The sequence below is a fragment of the Streptomyces sp. NPDC002133 genome (genome assembly GCF_040296405.1).
Lineage (GTDB): Bacteria > Actinomycetota > Actinomycetes > Streptomycetales > Streptomycetaceae > Streptomyces.
On the sequence record NZ_JBEOXF010000003.1, the window covers coordinates 181,562 to 202,324 of the forward strand.

At 71.1% G+C, this 20,763-nt stretch carries 20 protein-coding genes; 12 read left to right on the plus strand and 8 right to left on the minus strand.

The genetic code is table 11. The features are described from left to right. Positions 1-8 precede the first annotated feature (8 nt). On the plus strand, positions 9-584 hold the full coding sequence (locus tag ABT078_RS05455) for a histidine phosphatase family protein (RefSeq protein WP_351224067.1): 576 nt from the start codon (positions 9-11) through the stop codon (positions 582-584). Here ABT078_RS05455 and ABT078_RS05460 read toward each other — a convergent pair. Then, the gene (locus tag ABT078_RS05460) at positions 561-1,595 is read right to left on the minus strand and encodes a pyridoxal-phosphate dependent enzyme (protein WP_351224069.1); all 1,035 of its coding nucleotides are present in this window, start codon (positions 1,593-1,595) and stop codon (positions 561-563) included. The genes ABT078_RS05455 and ABT078_RS05460 overlap by 24 nt on opposite strands. Positions 1,596-1,680: 85 nt before the next feature. Further along, a complete protein-coding gene (locus ABT078_RS05465) occupies positions 1,681-2,475 on the minus strand; it encodes an ArsR/SmtB family transcription factor (protein WP_351224071.1) in 795 nt (264 codons plus the stop codon). Positions 2,476-2,725: 250 nt separating this feature from the next. Here ABT078_RS05465 and ABT078_RS05470 point away from each other — a divergent pair, with 250 nt between their 5' ends. The 6 genes from ABT078_RS05470 to ABT078_RS05495 are packed head-to-tail and all read left to right on the plus strand — an operon-like array spanning position 2,726 to position 8,136. Continuing rightward, complete coding sequence (locus ABT078_RS05470; RefSeq protein WP_351224073.1) at positions 2,726-3,229, plus strand: hypothetical protein; 504 nt, start codon at positions 2,726-2,728, stop codon at positions 3,227-3,229. Positions 3,230-3,274: 45 nt separating this feature from the next. Next, positions 3,275-4,303, plus strand: coding sequence for an N-acetyl-gamma-glutamyl-phosphate reductase (argC, locus tag ABT078_RS05475; RefSeq protein WP_351224075.1), 1,029 nt, complete (start codon positions 3,275-3,277; stop codon positions 4,301-4,303). Continuing rightward, positions 4,300-5,454 carry a bifunctional glutamate N-acetyltransferase/amino-acid acetyltransferase ArgJ gene (gene argJ / locus ABT078_RS05480; protein WP_351224077.1) on the plus strand — a complete coding sequence of 385 codons (1,155 nt, stop codon included), beginning with the start codon at positions 4,300-4,302 and terminating at the stop codon, positions 5,452-5,454. Before argC ends, argJ begins: the two co-directional genes overlap by 4 nt. Positions 5,455-5,475: 21 nt before the next feature. After that, positions 5,476-6,381, plus strand: coding sequence for an acetylglutamate kinase (gene argB, locus ABT078_RS05485; protein WP_351224079.1), 906 nt, complete (start codon positions 5,476-5,478; stop codon positions 6,379-6,381). Next, positions 6,378-7,589, plus strand: a complete 1,212-nt coding sequence (locus tag ABT078_RS05490) for an acetylornithine transaminase (RefSeq protein WP_351224081.1) — start codon at positions 6,378-6,380, stop codon at positions 7,587-7,589. Before argB ends, ABT078_RS05490 begins: the two co-directional genes overlap by 4 nt. A 7-nt stretch (positions 7,590-7,596) precedes the next feature. Beyond that, complete coding sequence (locus tag ABT078_RS05495) at positions 7,597-8,136, plus strand: arginine repressor (RefSeq protein WP_351224083.1); 540 nt, start codon at positions 7,597-7,599, stop codon at positions 8,134-8,136. 428 nt (positions 8,137-8,564) lie between these two features. Here ABT078_RS05495 and ABT078_RS05500 read toward each other — a convergent pair whose 3' ends face one another. The 5 genes from ABT078_RS05500 to ABT078_RS05520 all read right to left on the minus strand — a co-directional run bounded on the left by ABT078_RS05500 (position 8,565) and on the right by ABT078_RS05520 (position 12,738). After that, positions 8,565-9,317, minus strand: a complete 753-nt coding sequence (locus ABT078_RS05500; RefSeq protein WP_351224404.1) for an FAD:protein FMN transferase — start codon at positions 9,315-9,317, stop codon at positions 8,565-8,567. Between the two features lie 38 nt (positions 9,318-9,355). Further along, positions 9,356-10,270, minus strand: coding sequence for an FMN-binding protein (locus ABT078_RS05505; protein WP_502981163.1), 915 nt, complete (start codon positions 10,268-10,270; stop codon positions 9,356-9,358). A gap of 8 nt (positions 10,271-10,278) precedes the next feature. Further along, positions 10,279-11,646 (minus strand): ferredoxin reductase family protein, encoded by a 1,368-nt coding sequence (locus ABT078_RS05510; RefSeq protein ID WP_351224408.1) that lies wholly within the window; start codon positions 11,644-11,646, stop codon positions 10,279-10,281. A 127-nt stretch (positions 11,647-11,773) separates the two neighbouring features. Further along, positions 11,774-12,355, minus strand: coding sequence for a pyridoxamine 5'-phosphate oxidase family protein (locus ABT078_RS05515; RefSeq protein ID WP_351224085.1), 582 nt, complete (start codon positions 12,353-12,355; stop codon positions 11,774-11,776). After that, positions 12,331-12,738: a hypothetical protein gene (locus tag ABT078_RS05520; RefSeq protein ID WP_351224087.1), complete on the minus strand. Its 408-nt coding sequence runs from the start codon at positions 12,736-12,738 to the stop codon at positions 12,331-12,333. Before ABT078_RS05520 ends, ABT078_RS05515 begins: the two co-directional genes overlap by 25 nt. 79 nt (positions 12,739-12,817) lie before the next feature. On the opposite strand from ABT078_RS05520, the gene ABT078_RS05525 reads away from it, so the two are divergent. From ABT078_RS05525 to ABT078_RS05535, 3 genes are all read left to right on the plus strand, one after another. Next, the gene (locus tag ABT078_RS05525) at positions 12,818-14,011 is read left to right on the plus strand and encodes an argininosuccinate synthase (protein WP_351224089.1); all 1,194 of its coding nucleotides are present in this window, start codon (positions 12,818-12,820) and stop codon (positions 14,009-14,011) included. A gap of 84 nt (positions 14,012-14,095) precedes the next feature. Further along, on the plus strand, positions 14,096-15,523 hold the full coding sequence (argH, locus tag ABT078_RS05530) for an argininosuccinate lyase (protein WP_351224091.1): 1,428 nt from the start codon (positions 14,096-14,098) through the stop codon (positions 15,521-15,523). A 131-nt stretch (positions 15,524-15,654) separates the two neighbouring features. After that, positions 15,655-17,874 (plus strand): NADP-dependent isocitrate dehydrogenase, encoded by a 2,220-nt coding sequence (locus ABT078_RS05535; RefSeq protein ID WP_351224093.1) that lies wholly within the window; start codon positions 15,655-15,657, stop codon positions 17,872-17,874. Between the two features lie 72 nt (positions 17,875-17,946). Here ABT078_RS05535 and ABT078_RS05540 read toward each other — a convergent pair whose 3' ends face one another. Continuing rightward, positions 17,947-18,453, minus strand: a complete 507-nt coding sequence (locus ABT078_RS05540) for an HAD domain-containing protein (RefSeq protein WP_351224095.1) — start codon at positions 18,451-18,453, stop codon at positions 17,947-17,949. A gap of 85 nt (positions 18,454-18,538) precedes the next feature. On the opposite strand from ABT078_RS05540, the gene ABT078_RS05545 reads away from it, so the two are divergent. Together ABT078_RS05545 and ABT078_RS05550 are read left to right on the plus strand one after the other, a co-directional pair. Next, positions 18,539-19,090: a TetR/AcrR family transcriptional regulator gene (locus ABT078_RS05545; RefSeq protein WP_351224097.1), complete on the plus strand. Its 552-nt coding sequence runs from the start codon at positions 18,539-18,541 to the stop codon at positions 19,088-19,090. Continuing rightward, positions 19,087-20,634 carry an MFS transporter gene (locus ABT078_RS05550; RefSeq protein ID WP_351224099.1) on the plus strand — a complete coding sequence of 516 codons (1,548 nt, stop codon included), beginning with the start codon at positions 19,087-19,089 and terminating at the stop codon, positions 20,632-20,634. Before ABT078_RS05545 ends, ABT078_RS05550 begins: the two co-directional genes overlap by 4 nt. Positions 20,635-20,763 lie beyond the last annotated feature (129 nt).

A 20,763-nucleotide genomic window follows, 5' to 3' on the forward strand; every position in this document is an offset into this window, starting at 1 on the left:
ATCCCGCCATGAGTGTTCGGATCACCCTTGTGGCCGCCGCGCGCTGCTCCTCCCGGCTGGCCGAGCGCTTCGACGACGACCGGCCGCTGGACCAGGCCGGCTGGCACGAGGTGCAGCTCGCCGCACATGCCCTCGTGCCGCTGGGCGCCGCCGAGCTGCGCTACTGCTCGCCGACCGCCCGCAGCCGGGCGACGGCCGACGCGCTCGGGTACGCCCCGCTCGCCCAGCCCGCGCTGAGCGACTGCGACATGGGGCGGTGGCGCGGCTTCACGCTGGCGGAGGTGGCGGCGCGCGAGCCGGACGCCGTCGACGCCTGGCTCGCCGATCCGCGCTCGGCGCCGCACGGCGGGGAGCCGCTGCTGGGGTTCATCTCCCGGATAGGGGGTTGGCTGGACACCCGCCCCGCCGACGACGTCGGTTCCATCCTGGCCGTGGCCGAACCCGCTGTCGTGCGCGCCGCGCTCGTGTACGCGCTGAAGGCCCCGCCGTCGACGTACTGGAACGTCGACGTCCGTCCGCTCTCCACCGTCGTCCTCACCGGCAGGTCGCGCTGCTGGAACCTACGCCTGGAGGCCGGGGCCTGAGCGCGAGCGGGCCGCCCCCTCACCGGCCACCATCACCACGCTCCCGGAGGCGGCCGACTCGCGCATGCGCGTGAGCAGATGGCGCACGGCCCAGCCGACGGCTCCCGTCGCGAGCCCGCCCCCGACCCAGCTCGCGGCCCTGCTCCCCCGGCCGTGGCCGTTTCCGTTGCCCTTGCCGTGCGCGGCCTCCGCGCGCAGCCACCGCAGCCCGTCCGCCGCCGCATCCTGCGCCACCGGGATCACCAGATCCAGCAGCTCCGGGCGGAAAGCCGGTTCGGTGCGCGGCCGGCCGATGCCGGGGATCGGGGACGGCAGCCCGGTCGTGTAGTCGGAGCAGCCGCCCGCCCAGGCGGGGAAGTACGCGGAGTGCTCGGCGTCCACGCCCGCGACCCGGGTTCCGGGGCCGCCCCGCTTGCGTGCGTACCGCCCGAGTGTCGCCGTGGTCGTGCCTGTCCCGAGCCCCGCCACCAGCCACGCCGGATCCGCTGCTGCCGCCTCCGCCAGCTGTCCGTACAGCTCCTCGGCGAGATCCGGCAGCGGGCAGCGTGCGAGCGCCCGCTCCGAGTCGGCGAAGTGGTCCAGGAAGTGGCCGCCGAGCTTGACCGAGAGCCCGCGCGCCTCGTCCTGGATGTCCGCGGGGACCGATGCGATCCGCCACCGTCCGCCGTACCGCTCGACCGCCTCCCGTACCGCCGGGGTCGTCTTGGCCGGTACGAGCGCCACGAACCCCAGCCCGGCGCGGCGCGCGCAGTACGCCCCGGCCACGGCCGCGGGCCCGCCCGTCCCCATCACGAGGGTCGTGCCCTCGCGCACCGTGCCGTCCAGGACCGCCTCGCACAGCAGCGCCCGGACGAGGCGGTGCTTGAGCGTCCCGGACGGGTGCGCAGACTCGTCCTTGACGTACAGCTCGCCGGGCGGCCCGGTCAGCCGGACCAGCGGGGTCGGTTCCGCGTCCGCGCACAGCTCACGTACGGCATCCGCGGCCCAACGACCGCCCTCCGCATGCACCATGCGCCTATGATCCCCGCGGTGCCCGGCACACTCCGCACCATCACCTCCGTATGGCAGAGCCTCCGTCCGGCGGCGGTGGCGGCGGCTACGACGGCCCGGGCAGCTCTTCGCCCGTCTCCAGCAGCGTCTTGAGGCTGGACAGGATGTGGGGCCAGCCGCCGCCCACGGCCTCCAGCACCGTGCTCCCGGGAGTGAAGCCGTCGTGCACGACGGTCAGCTTGACCATCTCCCCGGCCGGCTCGATCTCGAACGTCACCTTCGACCGGGGCTCGTCGGCCATCCGGGCGAAGAGCTCCTCGCTCATCCCGAAGGCCCTGGCGAGCTCCGGGGTGAAGGTGTGCCAGCTGTACGACAGCCGCCGGTACGGCTCGGACTCGAGCACGACCTGGGCGGGGTCCGCGATCGTGACGCCTTCCTGCTCCCAGGTCATCCGCGACCCCGTCGTCCAGTCCGACGTGAACGTCACGCCCCAGTAGCGACGGGTGAAGGCCGGGTCGGTCAGTGCCTGCCAGAGCCGCTCCGGTGTGGTGTTGATGTACGTGGTGTACACGAATGCGGGGTTGTCGTTCATAGGTTCTCGCTCCAATGCGGCCTTCAGGTCGGCGAGGGCGCGCACGCGCTCGCGGTCGTACCGGCTGATCCAGCGCTCGGCGATGGCGTTGATGGGCACGGCGTTGAGGTAGTGCAGCTTTTCCCGGCCGCGCCACACGGTGGTCACCAGATCGGCCGCCTCCAGCACCGCGAGGTGCTTGCTGACCGACTGCCTGGTCATGTCGAGCCCGGCACACAGCTCGCGCAGGCTCTGCCCGTTCCGGGCATTGAGGCTGTCCAGCAGCCGGCGGCGGCTGGCGTCGGCCAGTGCCTTGAACACCTCGTCCATGTGATCTCTCGCCACTCCCAACATGCAGCTGTTCAGCTGCATGAAATATAGGCAGCCAAATGGCTGCATGTCAAGAGAGGCGGGCCGGCGCCAGGTGCCCCGTACCCCGGACACCGGCTCTGCGTCAGGGTGCACGGGGCCCGCGGGCGCGGGGTGGCCGTGGGTGCCATGACGACGCGGCGGCCGGAGCTGGACGCTTTCGCGTCCTGGTGGTCGGGCCGGCCGTGCCCGTGGCCCGATCGGCGCGCTGGTGGGGCTGAAGGCCGCTCTCGGTGCCGGGCTGTTCCTGGCCGCGCTGCCGGGATTCCTCCCGGCGGACGATCCCTTCACGGACCTGACCCCGCTCGCGATCGCCACCCGTGCGGTGTACGGAGCTGCGGGCTGGTGCCGGCTTGGCGCGATCCTGGGCCTGTTGGACCGGAGCGGGAGCCGGAGCCGGGGCGGAGGCCGAGGCGGGGCCACGCGCACCGCAGGACCCGCGCGCCCCACCGGGCCTTCTGGTGCCCCCGAGCGATGGCGTCGCCGCGAGTATCGCTATCTTGCGGCGGCGGTGCTCCCCCTCTGCGTAATGCACCAGCCCGTCGCCGTCGCGGTCGCGTACGGCGTGGTCGGCTGGGGCGTGCACATGATGGTGAAGTACCTCGCGATCGTCGCGGCCTCGCTCGCCCTGACCGTGGCCGCGTGCGACCTGCTGGTACGGCGGACGCGGGTGACCCGCTTCCTGTTCGGCGTGCACGGACAGATCGTTGCATAAATCTGCAACACTGCGTATAGTCATGCCATCAATGAGGAGGGTCCGATGGTGGTACGTGCAGCAGTGGCGGGGGCGAGTGGATACGCGGGCGGGGAGCTGCTCCGACTGCTCCTCGCCCACCCCGGGGTCGAGGTCGGCGCCCTGACCGGCCACTCCAACGCCGGGCAGCGGCTCGGCTCCCTCCAGCCGCATCTCCTCCCGCTCGCCGACCGCGTCCTCGAGTCCACCACCACCGAGGTCCTCGCCGGTCACGACGTCGTCTTCCTCGCACTGCCGCACGGCCAGTCCGCCGCGGTCGCCGAGCAGCTCGGCGCGGACGTTCTCGTCGTCGACATGGGTGCCGACTTCCGGCTGAGGAACCCCGCCGACTGGGAGAAGTTCTACGGCTCCGCCCACGCCGGGACCTGGCCCTACGGCCTGCCCGAACTGCCGGGTGCCCGCGTCGCGCTGGAGGGGTCCAAGCGCATCGCGGTACCCGGCTGCTACCCCACCGCGGTCTCGCTCGCGCTCTTCCCGGCGTACGCGGGCGGGCTCGCCGAGCCCGAGGCCGTGATCACCGCCGCCACCGGCACCTCCGGCGCGGGCAAGGCCCTCAAGCCGCATCTGCTCGGCTCCGAGGTCATGGGCTCCATGAGCCCGTACGGCGTCGGCGGGGGCCACCGGCACACGCCCGAGATGATCCAGAACCTCAGCGCGGTGGCGGGGGAGCCGGTCACCGTGTCGTTCACGCCCACCCTCGCGCCCATGTCCCGCGGGATCCTCGCCACCTGCAGCGCCAAGGCCAAGCCGGGCACGACAGCCGACGCCGTACGCAGCGCCTACGAGAAGGCATATGCGGACGAGCCGTTCGTCCACCTCCTCCCCGAGGGCCAGTGGCCCGCCACGGCGTCCGTCTACGGTTCCAACGCCGTTCAGGTGCAGGTCGCCCACGACGAGGCCGCCGGCCGCATCATCGCGATCAGCGCCATCGACAACCTCACCAAGGGAACGGCGGGCGGCGCGGTCCAGAGCATGAACATCGCCCTGGGTCTCGACCAGACCACAGGACTTTCCACGATCGGAGTCGCGCCATGACGGTGACGGCAGCACAGGGATTCACGGCCGCGGGCATCGCCGCCGGAATCAAGGAGAGCGGCAACCCGGACCTGGCGCTCGTCGTCAACAACGGGCCGCGCCACTCCGCCGCGGGTGTCTTCACCTCCAACCGCGTCAAGGCCGCCCCCGTCCTCTGGTCCGAGCAGGTGCTCAAGGGCGGCGCCGTCTCTGCCGTCGTCCTCAACTCCGGCGGCGCCAACGCCTGCACAGGACCCAAGGGCTTCCAGGACACGCACGCCACCGCCGAGAAGGCCGCCGAGGTGCTGGAGGGCCACAGCGCCGGCGAGATCGCCGTCGCGTCCACCGGACTCATCGGCGTGCTTCTGCCCATGGACAAACTGCTGACCGGCATCGAGAAGGCGGCCGCAGAACTCGGCGTCCACGGTGGCGAGAAGGCCGCCATAGCCATCAAGACCACCGACACCGTCCACAAGACGGCCGTCCACCAGGGCGACGGCTGGACCGTCGGCGGCATGGCCAAGGGCGCGGGCATGCTCGCCCCCGGCCTCGCCACCATGCTCGTCGTTCTCACCACCGACGCCGACCTGGACAGCGCCACCCTCGACAAGGCGCTGCGCGACGCCACCCGCGTCACCTTCGACCGGGTCGACTCCGACGGCTGCATGTCCACCAACGACACCGTGCTGCTGCTCGCCTCCGGTGCGTCGGGCATCACCCCGGAGTACGGCGCGTTCGCCGACGCCGTACGGGCCGTCTGCGACGACCTCGCCCGCCTGCTCATCGGCGACGCCGAGGGCGCGAGCAAGGACATCCGCATCGAGGTGGTCGGCGCCGCGAGCGAGGACGACGCCGTCGAGGTGGGCCGCTCGATCGCCCGTAACAACCTCCTCAAGTGCGCCATCCACGGCGAGGACCCCAACTGGGGCCGGGTGCTGTCGGCGATCGGCACGACGAAGGCCGCCTTCGAACCCGACCGCCTCAACGTCGCCATCAACGACGTCTGGGTCTGCAGGAACGGCTCCGTCGGTGAGGACCGCGACCTCGTCGACATGCGCTACCGCGAGGTGAGGATCACCGCCGACCTGGCCGCCGGCAGCGAAGCGGCCGTCATCTGGGCCAATGACCTCACCGCCGAATACGTCCACGAGAACAGCGCCTACTCCTCCTGAGGATCCAGGGACAAGGGACAGATGAGCACGCGTAAGCACACCGCACTTCCCAAGGCGCAGACCTTGATCGAGGCACTGCCGTGGCTCACTCGCCACCACGGCAAGACGGTAGTCATCAAGTTCGGCGGAAACGCCATGGTCGACGAGGACCTGAAGGCGGCCTTCGCCCAGGACGTCGTCTTCCTGCGCCACGCCGGCATCAAGCCCGTCGTCGTGCACGGCGGCGGCCCCCAGATCAGCGCGCAGCTCGACAAGCACGGGCTGGTCAGCGAGTTCAAGGCAGGGCTCCGCGTGACGACGCCCGAGGCGATGGACGTCGTACGGATGGTGCTGGCCGGCCAGGTCCAGCGCGAGCTGGTCGGGCTGCTCAACCAGCACGGTCCGTTCGCCGTCGGCCTCACCGGGGAGGACGCGCACACCATCACCGCCACCAAGCACCGCCCGACCATCGACGGTGAACTCGTCGACATCGGCCGGGTCGGCGAGATCACCGCGATCGACACGGGCGCCATCGAGGCGCTCCTCAACGACGGCAGGATCCCGGTCGTCTCGTCGATCGCCCGCTCCCAGGACGACGGACATGTCTACAACGTCAATGCTGATACGGCGGCTGCGGCACTCGCTGCGGCACTTGGCGCCGAGACCCTCATGGTCCTCACCGACGTCGAAGGCCTCTACGAGGACTGGCCCGACAGCGACGAGGTGATCAGCCGCCTCACCGCCACGGAGCTGGAGAAGCTGCTGCCCGAGCTGTCCAGCGGAATGGTCCCCAAGATGCAGGGCTGCCTGTACGCCGTACGCAACGGCGTCAACACCGCGCGCGTCATCGACGGCCGGGTGCAGCACTCCATCCTGCTGGAGATCTTCACCGACGAGGGAATCGGCACGATGGTCGTGCCCGACGGAACCGAAGGGGGAACCCCGTGAGCGACCCGGCCAATCAGCAGCTGTCCCAGCGCTGGCAGGGCTCGATGATGGACAACTACGGCACGCCGCAGCTGTCGCTGGTCCGCGGCGAAGGGGCGAAGGTCTGGGACGCCGACGGCACCGAGTACCTCGACTTCGTCGGCGGCATCGCCGTGAACGCGCTCGGCCACGCCCACCCCGCCATCGTCGAGGCCGTCTCCCGGCAGATCGCCTCGCTCGGTCATGTCTCCAATCTGTACGTCGCCGAGCCGCCCGTCGCCCTCGCCGAGCGGCTGCTCCAGCTCTTCGGCCGGCCCGGACGCGTCCTGTTCTGCAACTCGGGTGCCGAGGCCAACGAAGCCGCTTTCAAGCTGGGCCGGCTGACCGGACGTACCCACATGGTCGCCACCGCCGGCGGCTTCCACGGACGGACGATGGGTGCCCTCGCGCTCACCGGGCAGCCCGCGAAGCGGCAGCCGTTCCTCCCGCTGCCCGGTGACGTCACACACGTTCCGTACGGCGACGCCGACGCGCTGCGGGCCGCCGTCACGACCGACACTGCCCTCGTGATCATCGAGCCGATCCAGGGGGAGAACGGCGTGGTCGTCCCGCCCGCCGGCTATCTCAAGGCCGCCCGTGAGATCACCAGCGCCACCGGCACCCTGCTCGTCCTCGACGAGGTCCAGACCGGCATCGGCCGCACCGGGCACTGGTTCGAGCACCAGGCGCACGGCGTCGAGCCGGACATCGTCACCCTTGCCAAGGGCCTGGGCGGCGGCCTGCCGCTCGGCGCGGTCGTCGCCTTCGGCGAGGCGGCCGACGTCTTCCGGCCGGGGCAGCACGGCACGACCTTCGGCGGCAACCCGGTCGCCTGTGCGGCCGGTCTCGCCGTGCTGAGGACCCTCGACGGCATGCTCGACGAGGTGAAGCGGATCGGCGAGCGGATCAGGGACGGAATCGAGAATCCCGTCGGGAGTCGCCGGCACCCTCTGGTCTCGCATGTCCGCGGCGCGGGCCTGCTGCTGGGTATCGTGCTCAACGAGCCCCTCGCGCCCCAGGTGCAGAAGGCGGCTCAGGGTGCCGGCCTCCTGGTCAACGCGCCCGCCCCCGATGTCGTAAGGATCATGCCGCCGCTGATCATCGGCGACGCGGAGGTGGACGCGTTCCTCCGGGCGTTCCCCGGCATCCTCGACGCAGCACAACACGGGGACGGACGATCCGGAGAATGAGACGACGATGACCGAGGCGACGCAGGACACCGAGACCGGCGGCCAGTCGGTGCCGCAGACCCGCACGGCACGCCACCGCCGGATCGTGGACATCCTCAACCGGCAGCCGGTGCGCTCGCAGAGCCAGTTGGCCAAGCTCCTCGCCGACGACGGGCTCAGCGTCACCCAGGCGACGCTGTCCCGGGATCTCGACGAGCTGGGAGCGGTGAAGATCCGCAACACCGGGGGCGAGCTGATCTACGCGGTGCCGAGCGAGGGCGGATTCCGCACCCCGCAGGCACCGCTCGGCGAGTCCGCGAAGGAGGAGCGGATGCGCCGTCTCTCCGGCGAGCTGCTGATCTCCGCCGAGGCCTCGGCCAACCTGGTGGTCCTGCGCACGCCGCCCGGCGCGGCCCAGTTCCTCGCCTCGGCCATCGACCAGGCCGAACTGCACGCGATCCTCGGCACGATCGCGGGCGACGACACGGTCCTGCTCATCTCCCGCGACCCGGCGGGCGGCAAGGCGCTGGCGGACCATCTGCTGCGGCTCGCGCAGAACGACCGCTGACGGACCCTCGGCGCACGGCCGGTGCCGGCGCGACGAGCGGCAGCCCGAAGGCGGGGAACAGCGACGGGTCCTGGAAGGAGACGACCCGGGCGATCCCGGACGCCGTGATGGTGTGCACCTCGATGGAGAACGCACGCAGGACGCCGTCCTCGCCGCACTCGTACAGCGCGAGCGCCGGCCGGCCGTTCGACGGCCGCCTTCCAGATCGGCGGCGCCTTCCGTGTGGCCGTCCTGTCCCCGGTCGCCGTGCCCCGCGCCGGCGACGCGGCGGACCCCTCGCCGCGCTCACGGAAGGCTTCCGTACGGACTTCGCCGTCTCGATCGGATTCTCGGCGGCCGGGCTGCTGGTCGCCCTGCAGCTCCTGGGCCGAGCGCGCTGCTGAGCGTGCCCGGTGTCCGCTGCCGCGATCGCCCGGCGGCCCTGCAGGTCAGGCGGCCGGCGCGTCCGAGTGGCTCTGCTTCGTCAGATGACGGGCGAAGCCACTGGTCTGCCACGTGCTGCCGTCCGCGGCGACGGCGAAGCCCTCCGTGTCCGGCAGTCCCTCCAGCCAGTCGCGGCCCCGTTCGCCCATCGCATAGGCGGCCGTCGCCCGGGCGTCAGCCTGGGTCAGGCCCGGTGTCACGACGGTGAGGGAGGCGAGAGCCCCGACCGGTGGGGCGCCTGTGTGCGGATCGACGATGTGGCAGCCGCGTTCGGCGGGCCCCGATGTGGCGACCGCGAGGCTCTCATCGGTCTCGACCACCGCGACCAGCCCGCCGGGGGACAGCGGATCCGAGATGCCGACCCGCCACGGGCCGCCGTGAAGCTGGACGTCGCCCCCGCCGTTGAGGCAGACCGCGGCGGCACCGGAGGAGGCGAGCATGCGCGCCGCGCGCTCCACCGCCCAGCCCTTGACCAGACCGGTGGGGTCGAGTCCGCCGCCGTACCCGGCGGTGAACCAGCCGCCGCTCAGTCGCTCCTCCGCCTCGCAGAGCCCGAGCACCTCGGTCATGTCGGGCGCGCAGTCCGCCAGGGCGAGTTCCCCCCTGGCGAGCCTGCTCACCTCGCTGTCCCGGCGGTATGTCGAGAAGAGCTCGTCCGCGCGGTGCAGGGCGGCCACGGCCGCGACGAGTCCTGCGCGCAGGCGCGGGCCGTCGCAGTCGGCGGCCATCCGCAAGTCGAACGAGAACACCGTGCCCATCGCGTGCTCGACGTGGCGCAGGCGTGCCCGGTCCGCCGTCACAGGCCGGCCTTGTCGAGTGCGCTCTGCAGGGACGTGATGTAGCCCTCGCTCGTGTACGAGGCTCCGGAGACGGTGTCGATCCGGGCGCTCTGCGCGGCGACGGCGGCCTGGTTGAGTTCCGGTACGGCGGTGGCGGCGATCCGTCGGCTGTTGGGATCGGACGACGGTGTCTTGACGGCCTCGGCCGCGGTGATCCTGTCCCCGCTGACGGTGATGCGGACCTGGACGTCGCCGTACTGGGTCGACGCCACGTCCCCGAGGACCGTCTCGGGCGTCCTGGGCGTCTCGGGCGCCTCCGAGCCCGAGTCGGAGCCGCCCGAGTCCGAACCGCCCGAGTCCGAGCCGGAGCCGCCGGTGCCGTTCCCGGTGTCCGGTTCGGGCGTCGAGTCAGCTTCGGGAGCCGAGCCCGCTCCGGCTCCCTCCTCGGCGCCGGATCCCGGAGCCCCGGCGGTCCCCGCCTTGTCGAGCGCGCTCTGCAGGGACTTGATGTATCCCTCGCTCGTGTAGGTGGCTCCGGAGACGGTGTCGATCCGGGCGCTCTGCGCGGCGACGGCGGCCTGGTTGAGTTTCGGTACGGCGGTGGCGGCGATCTGCCGGCTGTTGGGATCGGACGACGGTGTCTTGACGGCCTCGGCCGCGGTGATCCTGCCGCCGCTCAGCGTGAGCCGCACCTGCACCGGGCCGTACTGGGTCGCGGCCTCGTCGCCGAGGACGCTCTGCCCGCCCGCGGGTTCGACCCCGGCCCCGGTCCCGGCGGGTGCCGACCCCGCGGGGGGCACGGCACCGCCGGCCTGCGGCGCCGTCCCCGCCGCCGGTGTGCCCGGCTGTTTCACCGCGAGGAGCAGCACGACGGCCGACGTGGTGCCGGCGATGGCGAGCATGATCCGGCGCAGTGGGTGTTTCCTCTTCACGGACGGCCTCACATCTCGAACGACTCGTGGTGGATACGGCGGGACGGCACTCCCGCCGCGCGCAGTGCGTGGTACGACTCCTCGGCGAGACCGGGCGGTCCGCACAGATAGACGTCGTGCTGAGCGATGTCCGGCAGCACCTCCTTGAGCCGCTCGGTGGTGATCCGGGGACGTGACCCGTCCGGCCCGTTCACGGCGTACATCAGCCTCGCCTCCCTCGCCTCGGCGATCTGCTGCAGCTCGCTCCACAGCGCCAGGTCCTCCGTCGTGCCGGCCCGGTAGAGCAGGGACAGGTCCCCGGGGCCGCCCGGCAGCGTCTCGAACAGGGCCCGCAGCGGCGTGATGCCCGCCCCTCCGGCGATCAGGAGCACCTTGTTCCGGCTCCGTCGCCCCGCGGTCATCGCTCCGTACGGTCCCTCGGCCCAGACCCGCGTCCCCGGCTCCAGCCGGGCGAGCGCCGTGCTGTGCTCGCCGACGGCCTTGACGGTGATGCGCAGCAGATCCGGGCGGGGCGGAGCGGAGAGGGAGTACGGATTCGAGCTCCAGCGCAGCCCTTTGGTGAGGAACCGCCAGCGGAAGAAGTGCCCCGCCTCGGCACCCAGCCGGTGCAGCCGCCGCCCGCTGATCAGTACCGAGACCACGCCGGGGGCCTCGTCCACGACCGATTCCACCCGCATCCGGTGCCAGAGGTTGAGGCGTACCGGCGCCAGGATCCGGTACCACACGAGAAGGGCGCCGACCGTCCCGTACAGCACGTACCAGACTGTGCGAGCGGTCGGACCGGCCACGAACTCGGCACCGGTGACCAGCTGGTGCCAGAAGGTCAGATACACGGCGGCATAGGTCAGCAGATGCAGGTAGTACCAGGTCTCGTAGCGCATGCGGCGGCGCACCGCGCCGGCCGAGACGAAGCCGACGATCAGCAGGAGGACGGTGCCGGCCGCCGCTTCGATCATTTCGGGGAAGTCGACGACGACGGTCACGGTCTGTTCGACGAGGCCGGTCCGGCCCTGTACGGAGTATCCCCAGATGATCAGTACGACATGGGCGACGATCAGGCCGATCGCGTACCGGCCGCTCATCGCGTGCCAGCGGGCCGACCGGTCGGAACCCACACGTCGCTCCAGCGCGGGGACGCGCGCCATCTGCAGCACCACGAGCGCGATCATGTAACCGCCCAGCAGGCCGGTGATCCTTCCCGCCCCGACCAGCCACTCGGCGGTGTCCATGTGGACGACCGCCGTGTTCTCCCACCACAGCCACAGGACGGCGGCCGCTCCTGCCCAGGCCGCGACCAGCAGCACCGCCGCCGGATTGCGGCGCGGCCGGATCGCGCGCATGGTCTGGCGTCTTGCGGCCCGACCGCTCTGCATCATCGTCACGGCTGCTCCTCGGCTCATCCGTATCGCCTGTGGATACGCAGACGAGGGCCGAGGAGTTCAACGCCGGGCCTCTTGTGTCAGCCGCGGGCGTCGGGGCGTCCGCAGGGCCGCTGACGGAGGGTCAGTCGGTGCGCGCGGGCAGCGGGAGCGGGAGGGCCGGCAGCCCGTCGAGGCTCACTCCGACATGCGGCTTCTTCTCGCAGTACGCCGCGAACTCCTCGTCCGTCTTCCGCCCGAAGTGCTCCGCGTGCTGCGTACGCTCCTCGCGGTAGTCCATGAACGGTACGGCGAATCCGCAGGCGTCACTGATCCGGCGGGCGCGCACCACGATGATCGCGCGGGCCGCGGCCCCGTCCGCGTCCTTGAAGTACGGGATCAACTCCGCCCACCGCGGGTCGTCCCGGAGCACCGCCTCCCCCTGACCGTGCACCCGCAGCACCTTCGGCGGACCGGCGAACGCACACCACATCAGGGTGATGCGGCCGTTCTCGCGGACATGGGCGATGGTCTCGGCGCCGCTGCCGCCGAAGTCCAGGTAGGCCAGGGTCCGTTCGTCGACGACGACGAGGGTGCCCTTGCGGCCCTTGGGGGAGAGGTTGACGTGACCGTCGCCCGCGAGCGGGGCGGTGGCGGTGAAGAAGAGGGGCTGTTCCTCGATGAACGTCCGGATGCGGCCTTCTATGCGTTCGTAGGTTTGTCCCATGCCCGGATTATGGACCTGGTGAGGGAGCCGCGGGGGCGCCGGGTCCGCCCGCGTACCGGAGCGGCCCAGTCCGCGGTGCGGACGACGATCAGCGGCAGCAGATCGGGCCGTGCGGCCGCCTGCACCAGCGCCGATTCCCGGATGCGGCCGTCGCGGTGGCACAGGGCGAGCGCGAGTGCCGGCCGGTGCGTGGTGCCCGCGGCCCCGGTCTCGCGGATGCTCGGCCGCTGGAAGCGCACCTCGGCGTCGAAGTCGAGCCAGGCCGCGGGATCGCCCACATCGAGTGCCGCATGAACCGGTGCTCCCTGCGCGATGCGCTCCACGACGGTGTACGCCCTGGTCGGCACGGGGTGGGCGTACGGAGGGCGATCCTGGGCGGCCACGGGATTCCCTCGCGTTGACAAAACATACGGAGGTCTGCATAGTTATACCCATCACCGCATGCACCGTAAGGAGAATCCCGTGACCGAGCGCGTCGTACTCGCCTACTCGGGCGGTCTGGACACCTCCGTCGCCATCGGCTGGATCGCCGAGGAGACGGGCGCCGAGGTCATCGCCGTTGCCGTGGACGTCGGCCAGGGCGGCGAGGACCTGGACGTCATCCGCAAGCGCGCGCTCGCCTGCGGTGCCGTCGAGGCCGAGGTCGCGGACGCCAAGGACGAGTTCGCCGAGGAGTACTGCCTCCCGGCGATCAAGGCCAACGCCCTCTACATGGACCGGTACCCGCTGGTCTCCGCCCTCTCCCGGCCGACGATCGTCAAGCACCTCGTCGCCGCGGCCAAGAAGCACAACGCCGGCATCGTCGCCCACGGCTGCACCGGCAAGGGCAACGACCAGGTGCGCTTCGAGGCCGGCATCCAGGCCCTCGGCCCCGACCTGAAGTGCATCGCGCCGGTCCGTGACTACGCGATGACCCGGGACAAGGCGATCGCCTTCTGCGAGGAGAAGCAGCTCCCGATCGCGACCACCAAGAAGTCGCCGTACTCCATCGACCAGAACGTCTTCGGGCGGGCCGTGGAGACCGGCTTCCTGGAGGACATCTGGAACGCGCCGATCGAGGACATCTACGAGTACACCTCCAACCCGGCCACGTCCCGCGAGGCCGACGAGGTGATCATCTCCTTCAAGGAGGGTGTCCCGGTCGCCATCGACGGCAAGCCCGTCACCGTCCTGCAGGCCATCCAGCAGCTCAACGAGCGCGCCGGCGCCCAGGGCATCGGCCGGATCGACATGGTCGAGGACCGGCTCGTCGGCATCAAGTCCCGTGAGGTGTACGAGGCCCCGGGCGCGATCGCGCTGATCACCGCCCACCAGGAGCTCGAGAACGTCACGGTCGAGCGCGAGCTGGCCCGCTACAAGCGGCAGGTCGAGCAGCGCTGGGGCGAGCTCGTCTACGACGGCCTGTGGTTCTCGCCGCTCAAGCGCGCGCTGGACGGCTTCATCAACGAGGCCAACCAGCACGTCACCGGCGACATCCGGATGACCCTGCACGGCGGCCGCGCCGTCGTCACCGGCCGGAAGTCGGACGAGTCGCTGTACGACTTCAACCTCGCCACGTACGACTCGGGCGACACCTTCGACCAGTCGAAGGCGCAGGGCTTCATCGACATCTTCGGCCTGTCGTCGAAGATTGCGGCCAAGCGCGACCTGGCCTGATTCGATAGGCGTACGACGGCCGCCTCCCTGTTCCTCCGCGGCAGGGAGGCGGCGGCACATCCACCCTCCTGAGGAGCAAGAGCTGTGAGCAGCAACAACGGTGACGTCCGGCTCTGGGGCGGCCGCTTCGCCGACGGGCCCGCCGAGGCACTGGCGAAGCTGTCCGCGTCGGTCCACTTCGACTGGCGGCTCGCGCCGTACGACATCGCAGGCTCTCGCGCCCACGCCCGCGTGCTCCACAAGGCGGGCCTGCTCACCGCGGACGAGCTGAAGCGGATGATCGCCGGACTCGGCCGGCTCGAGGCCGACGTCGCCGACGGCAGCTTCGTGGGCACCCTCGCCGACGAGGACGTCCACACCGCCCTGGAGCGCGGACTCCTCGAACGCCTCGGCCCCGACCTCGGCGGCAAACTGCGCGCCGGCCGGTCCCGCAACGACCAGGTCGCCACCCTCTTCCGGATGTATCTGCGCGACCACGCCCGCGTCATCGGCGGACTCGTCGCCGACCTCCAGGACGCCCTCGTGGGCCTCGCCGAGGCCCACCCGGACGTCGCCATGCCCGGCCGTACGCACCTTCAGCACGCCCAGCCCGTGCTCTTCGCCCATCACGTCCTGGCGCACGTCCAGGCTCTGTCCCGGGACGCCGAGCGGCTCCGCCAGTGGGACGAGCGGACGGCCGTGTCGCCGTACGGTTCCGGCGCGCTCGCCGGGTCCTCCCTGGGGCTCGACCCGGAGGCGGTCGCGAAGGACCTCGGCTTCGAGCACGGCTCCGCCGGGAACTCCATCGACGGCACGGCGTCCCGCGACTTCGTCGCCGAGTTCGCGTTCATCACCGCGATGATCGGGGTGAACCTGTCCCGGATCGCCGAGGAGGTCATCATCTGGAACACGAAGGAGTTCTCCTTCGTGACGCTCCACGACGCCTTCTCGACCGGTTCGTCGATCATGCCGCAGAAGAAGAACCCGGACATCGCCGAGCTGGCGCGGGGAAAGTCGGGCCGCCTCATCGGCAACCTCACCGGGCTGCTCGCGACGCTGAAGGCGCTGCCGCTCGCGTACAACCGCGACCTCCAGGAGGACAAGGAGCCGGTCTTCGACTCCTGTGACCAGCTGGAGGTCCTGCTCCCGGCGTTCACGGGGATGATGGCCACGCTGACCGTCGACCGCGCACGCATGCAGGAACTGGCGCCCGCGGGCTTCTCGCTGGCCACCGACATCGCCGAGTGGCTTGTCAAGCAGGGCGTCCCGTTCCGCGTCGCGCACGAGGTCGCGGGGGAGTGCGTCAAGGAGTGCGAGGCGCACGGAATCGAGCTGGACCAGCTCACGGACGACCAGTTCGCCAAGATCTCGGAGCATCTGACCCCTGAGGTCCGCACGGTCCTCGACGTTCCCGGCGCGCTCGCCTCCCGCAACGGACGCGGAGGCACGGCCCCGTCGGCCGTCGCCGTCCAGCTCGCCGAGGTCAAGGCCGACCTGGCGGCCCAGCACGCCTGGGCCACCGCGAAGAACTGACCGGTCCGTGTCGAAGGGCCCCGTCGCAGCATGGTGCGACGGGGCCCTGCTCGCTGGAGGCCGATCACGAGATATCTTGATGTCGAGCAATGTTGGAGACGTTGACGTGGATACCTGGAGCGGAGCACCCGGTGACTGACTCGACCATCATCTATACGCACACTGACGAGGCTCCGGCCCTGGCGACGCACTCGTTCCTGCCCGTGGTCCAGGCGTACGCCTCGACCGCCGGGGTCACGGTGGAGACCCGCGACATCTCGCTGGCCGGCCGGATCATCGCCCACTTCCCCGAGTACCTCGAGGAGGGCCAGCGCATCGGTGACGCGCTCGCCGAGCTCGGCGAGCTCGCCAAGACCCCCGGTGCGAACATCATCAAGCTGCCGAACATCTCGGCGTCGATCCCGCAGCTGAAGGCCGCGATCGCCGAGCTGCAGGAGCAGGGCTACGCGCTGCCGGACTACCCGGACGACCCGAAGACCGACGAGGAGCGCGACATCCGCGCCCGCTACGACAAGGTCAAGGGCAGCGCCGTCAACCCGGTCCTGCGGGAGGGCAACTCCGACCGCCGCGCCCCCGCGTCGGTCAAGAACTACGCCAAGACCCACCCGCACCGCATGGGCGCCTGGACGCCCGAGTCGAAGACGAATGTCGCCACCATGGGCGTCGACGACTTCCGCTCCACCGAGAAGTCCGCGGTGATCTCCGAGGCGGGGTCGCTGCGCATCGAGCTGGCGGGCGACGACGGCTCCACCACCGTCCTGCGCGAGTCCGTACCGGTGCTGCCCGGCGAGGTCGTGGACGCGTCCGCCATGCGCGTCGCCGCGCTGCGCGAGTTCCTCACGGCGCAGATCGCCCGCGCCAAGGCCGAGGGCGTGCTGTTCTCCGTGCACCTGAAGGCCACGATGATGAAGGTCTCCGACCCGATCGTCTTCGGTCACGTGGTGCGCGCCTTCTTCCCGAAGACTTTCGCCACGTACGGCGAGACTCTCGCCACGGCCGGCCTGACGCCGAACGACGGTCTCGGCGGCATCATCAAGGGCCTCGAGGCGCTGCCCGAGGGCGCCGAGATCAAGGCGTCCTTCGACGCCGAGCTCGCCGAGGGCCCCGCCCTCGCCATGGTCGACTCCGACCGCGGCATCACCAACCTCCACGTCCCGAGCGACGTCATCGTCGACGCCTCCATGCCGGCGATGATCCGCACCTCAGGCCACATGTGGGGCCCGGACGGCCAGGAGGCCGACACCCTCGCCGTCCTCCCGGACAGCAGCTACGCCGGCGTCTACCAGGTCGTCATCGACGACTGCCGCGCCCACGGCGCCTTCGACCCGTCGACGATGGGCTCGGTGCCGAACGTCGGTCTGATGGCGCAGAAGGCCGAGGAGTACGGCAGCCACGACAAGACCTTCGAGATCCCGACCACCGGTACGGTGCGCGTGGTCGACGAGGCCGGCGACGTCGTGCTCGAGCAGGTCGTCGGCGCGGGCGACATCTTCCGCATGTGCCAGACCAAGGACGCGCCGATCAAGGACTGGGTCAAGCTCGCCGTCACGCGCGCCCGCGCGACCGGCAACCCGGCCGTCTTCTGGCTCGACGAGGACCGCGCGCACGACGCGAAGCTCATCGAGAAGGTCAGGGCGTACCTGCAGGAGCACGACACCGAGGGCCTGCAGATCGAGATCCTGTCGCCGGTCGAGGCGACCAGGTTCTCCCTCGAGCGCATCCGCCGCGGCGAGGACACGATCTCGGTCACCGGCAACGTGCTGCGTGACTACCTGACCGACCTGTTCCCGATCCTCGAGCTCGGCACGAGCGCGAAGATGCTCTCCGTCGTCCCGCTCATGAACGGCGGCGGGCTGTTCGAGACCGGTGCAGGCGGCTCCGCGCCCAAGCACGTCCAGCAGCTCGTCAAGGAGAACTACCTTCGCTGGGACAGCCTGGGTGAGTTCTTCGCGCTCGCGGCCAGCTTCGAGCACCTCGCCCAGACCACGGGCAACGCCCGCGCCCAGGTCCTCGCCGACACCCTGGACCGGGCGACGGCGACCTTCCTGAACGAGGACAAGTCGCCCACCCGCCGTGTGGGTGGCATCGACAACCGTGGCAGCCACTTCTACCTGGCGCTCTACTGGGCCCAGGAGCTGGCCAGGCAGACCGACGACGCGGAGCTCGCGGGGGCGTTCGCGCCCCTGGCCAAGACGCTGACCGAGCAGGAGCAGACGATCGTCGGCGAGCTGCTCGCGGTGCAGGGCTCGCCGGCCGACATCGGCGGCTACTACCAGCCCGACGCGGCCAAGGCCTCGGCCGTGATGCGTCCGTCGCAGACCTTCAACCAGGCCGTCGCGACCCTGGGCTGACGCGCCTCGCAAGCCGGCGACCGCCCCGGCCGGACATCCGTCCGGCCGGGGCGGTCCCGTTCCCACCAGCGGCTACAGCGCCGCCGCCCAGTCCGCGAGCGCGTCGAAGTCCGGCCGGGTCAGCCCGATGCGGTGATCGATGTGGAGCAGCAGAGCGGCTGCGAGGTGATTCTGCTCCACCCACTCCCGGTCCAGGTGCGTGATCTCGTCGTCGATCCACGCGAAGGGCCGCCCGGCCGCGTACTCCAGCACGTACTGCGTCTTCCAGAACGTCCCGCGCGGCGAGGCCCCGTGCATCACGGGCCAGTCGATGAACGGCAGTTCGGGCAGCCCCAGATGCGGCCCGACCCACACGTTCGCCTCGTCCTTCCAGGTCGTCGCCCACACCAGCTCGTACGAGGCGGCCAGCGCCAGCAGCTCCGCGCCGTGCCCGGGGTTCAGCCACACCCGCAGCGGCTTCGGGTGGGTCCAGCCGTTCGGGCGCATGCGATGCGTCCCGTATCCGTCCGGCCGGCTCTGGGGCTTTCCGCCGTACGGATTGAGCGGACCGTCGATGTCGATCAGCAGCAGCGGCTTCATGCGCACAGCATTCCCTCCAGCCTCCCTGTGAGGCATTGAAATATCGAATGAGGCATCGATGTCTCATTCGGTGTATGCTTGTCTCATGGCTATGGACCGTGAACAGGTGCTCCGCGCCGCCGCCGCCCTCCTCGCCCGCAAATCGACCGCCACGATGGACGAGGTCGCACGCGCCGCGGGCATCGGGCGCGCCACGCTGCACCGGCACTTCGCGGGGCGGGAGGCCCTGGTCAGGGCGCTCGAGGCCTTCGGTATCCAGGAGTTCGAGACCGCCCTGGACCGGGCGCGGCTCGACGAGGGCGGCGCGAGTGACGCGCTGCGCCGGCTCATCGCCGAGATGGAGCCGTGCGCGGAGCTCCTCGCCTTCCTGGTCACCGAGAACCAGCTGTTCGAGGGCGACCAGATGAACGAGGGCTGGTCCAGGCTCGACGCCCGCGTATCGGCCCTCTTCCGGCGCGGCCAGGAGCAGGGCGAGTTCCGTATCGACCTCTCGCCCGCATGGCTCACCGAGGCCCTCTACGGACTGATCGGCACCTGCGCCTGGTCCGTCATGGACGGCCGGGTCGCCAAGAACGACTTCCAGTACATGATCGCCGAGCTGCTGCTCGGCGGAGCACGACGGAGTGTGGAGAAATGAGCAGCAGTACCGTCCAGCGCCTGAGCGGGACGGATGACACCCTGTACCGCCCCGGGCGCTGGCTCGCGCTCGCGGTACTGGTGCTGGCCGTGCTGCTGGTGGCCGTCGACGCCACCGTACTCGGCCTCGCGACGCCGTTCCTCAGCGAGGACCTCAAGCCGTCGGGCACCCAGCTCCTGTGGATCGGTGACGTCTACTCGTTCGTCATCGCCGGACTCCTCGTCTCCATGGGCAGTCTCGGTGACCGCATCGGGCGCAAGAAACTGCTGCTGAGCGGCGCCGTCGCCTTCGGCGCGGTGTCCGTGCTCAACGCGTACGCCACCACGCCCGAGACGATGATCGCCGCCCGCGCCCTGCTCGGAGTCGCCGGCGCCACCCTGATGCCGTCCACGCTGGCGTTGATCCGGAACATCTTCCACGACCCCAGGGAGCGCAGCCTCGCCATCGGCATCTGGGGCGCCATGGCCTCGGCCGGCGCGGCCGTCGGACCGGTCGTCGGCGGATTCCTGCTGGAGCACTTCTGGTGGGGCTCGGTGTTCCTCATCAACCTTCCGGTCATGGCCGTCCTGGTCCTCGTCGGCATCAAGCTGCTGCCCGAGTCGAAGAACCCCGTCGCAGGACCGTGGGACCTGATGAGCGTGGCACTGTCCCTCATCGGCATGGTCGGCGTCGTTTACGCGGTCAAGGAGGCCGCGTCCCACGGGCCGAGCTGGGAGGCGATCGCCGCCGCGCTCATCGGTGGGGCCGGACTGTACGGCTTCGTCCGCAGGCAGCTGACCCTGCCCGCGCCGCTGCTCGACATCCGGCTGTTCCGCCACCGGGGGTTCTCGGGTGCCGTGCTGGCCGACCTGCTGACGGTCCTGGGCCTGTCGGGACTGGTCTTCTTCCTCTCGCAGTTCCTGCAACTGGTCCAGGGCAGGCAGCCGTTCGAGGCCGGTCTCGCGGAACTCCCCGCCGCGATCGGCGCGGTGGCCACCGGACTGGTCGCAGGCGCGTTCGCCCGGCGGTTCTCCGTACGGTCCGTGGTGGCAGGCGGTCTCGCCGCGGTGGGCCTCGCCCTCGCCGTGCTGACCCTCATCGGACGGTCCACCGGGTATCCGCTGCTCGGCGCGGCCCTGCTCGTCGTCGGCATCGGCGCCGGATTCTCGTTCACCGTCACGGCGGACGTGATCCTCTCCAGCGTTCCCAAGGAACAGGCCGGGGCGGCGTCCGCGGTGTCCGAGACGGCGTACGAACTCGGCGCGGCGCTCGGTATCGCCCTGCTCGGCTCGGTCGTGACCGGGGTCTACCGGGACTTCGCGACCCCGGCCGGAGTGCCTTCGGGTGCCGCGTCCGCGGCGCACGAGTCGCTCGGCGGCGCCGTCGAAGCGGCCACCGCGCTGCCGCAGCAGCAGGGTGCGGCGCTCGTCGGCGCCGCCCAGGACGCGTTCGTCGACGGGCTCAGGCTCGCGTCGGGCGCGGGTGCGGTGGTGCTGCTCGCGACCGCGGTCGCCGCGTGGTTCCTGCTGCGGGGCCAGAAGCTGGCCGACGGCGTCGAGCACTGACGCCGCCCCGGACCCGCTCGGACGTGACGTGGCCCCCGGCGCATCGGCGCCGGGGGCCACGTCACGTTTCACGGTGGCGAATCGGACGGCCTGCCTTCGCCCACTCGTGCGGACGGTGTTGCCCGCCGT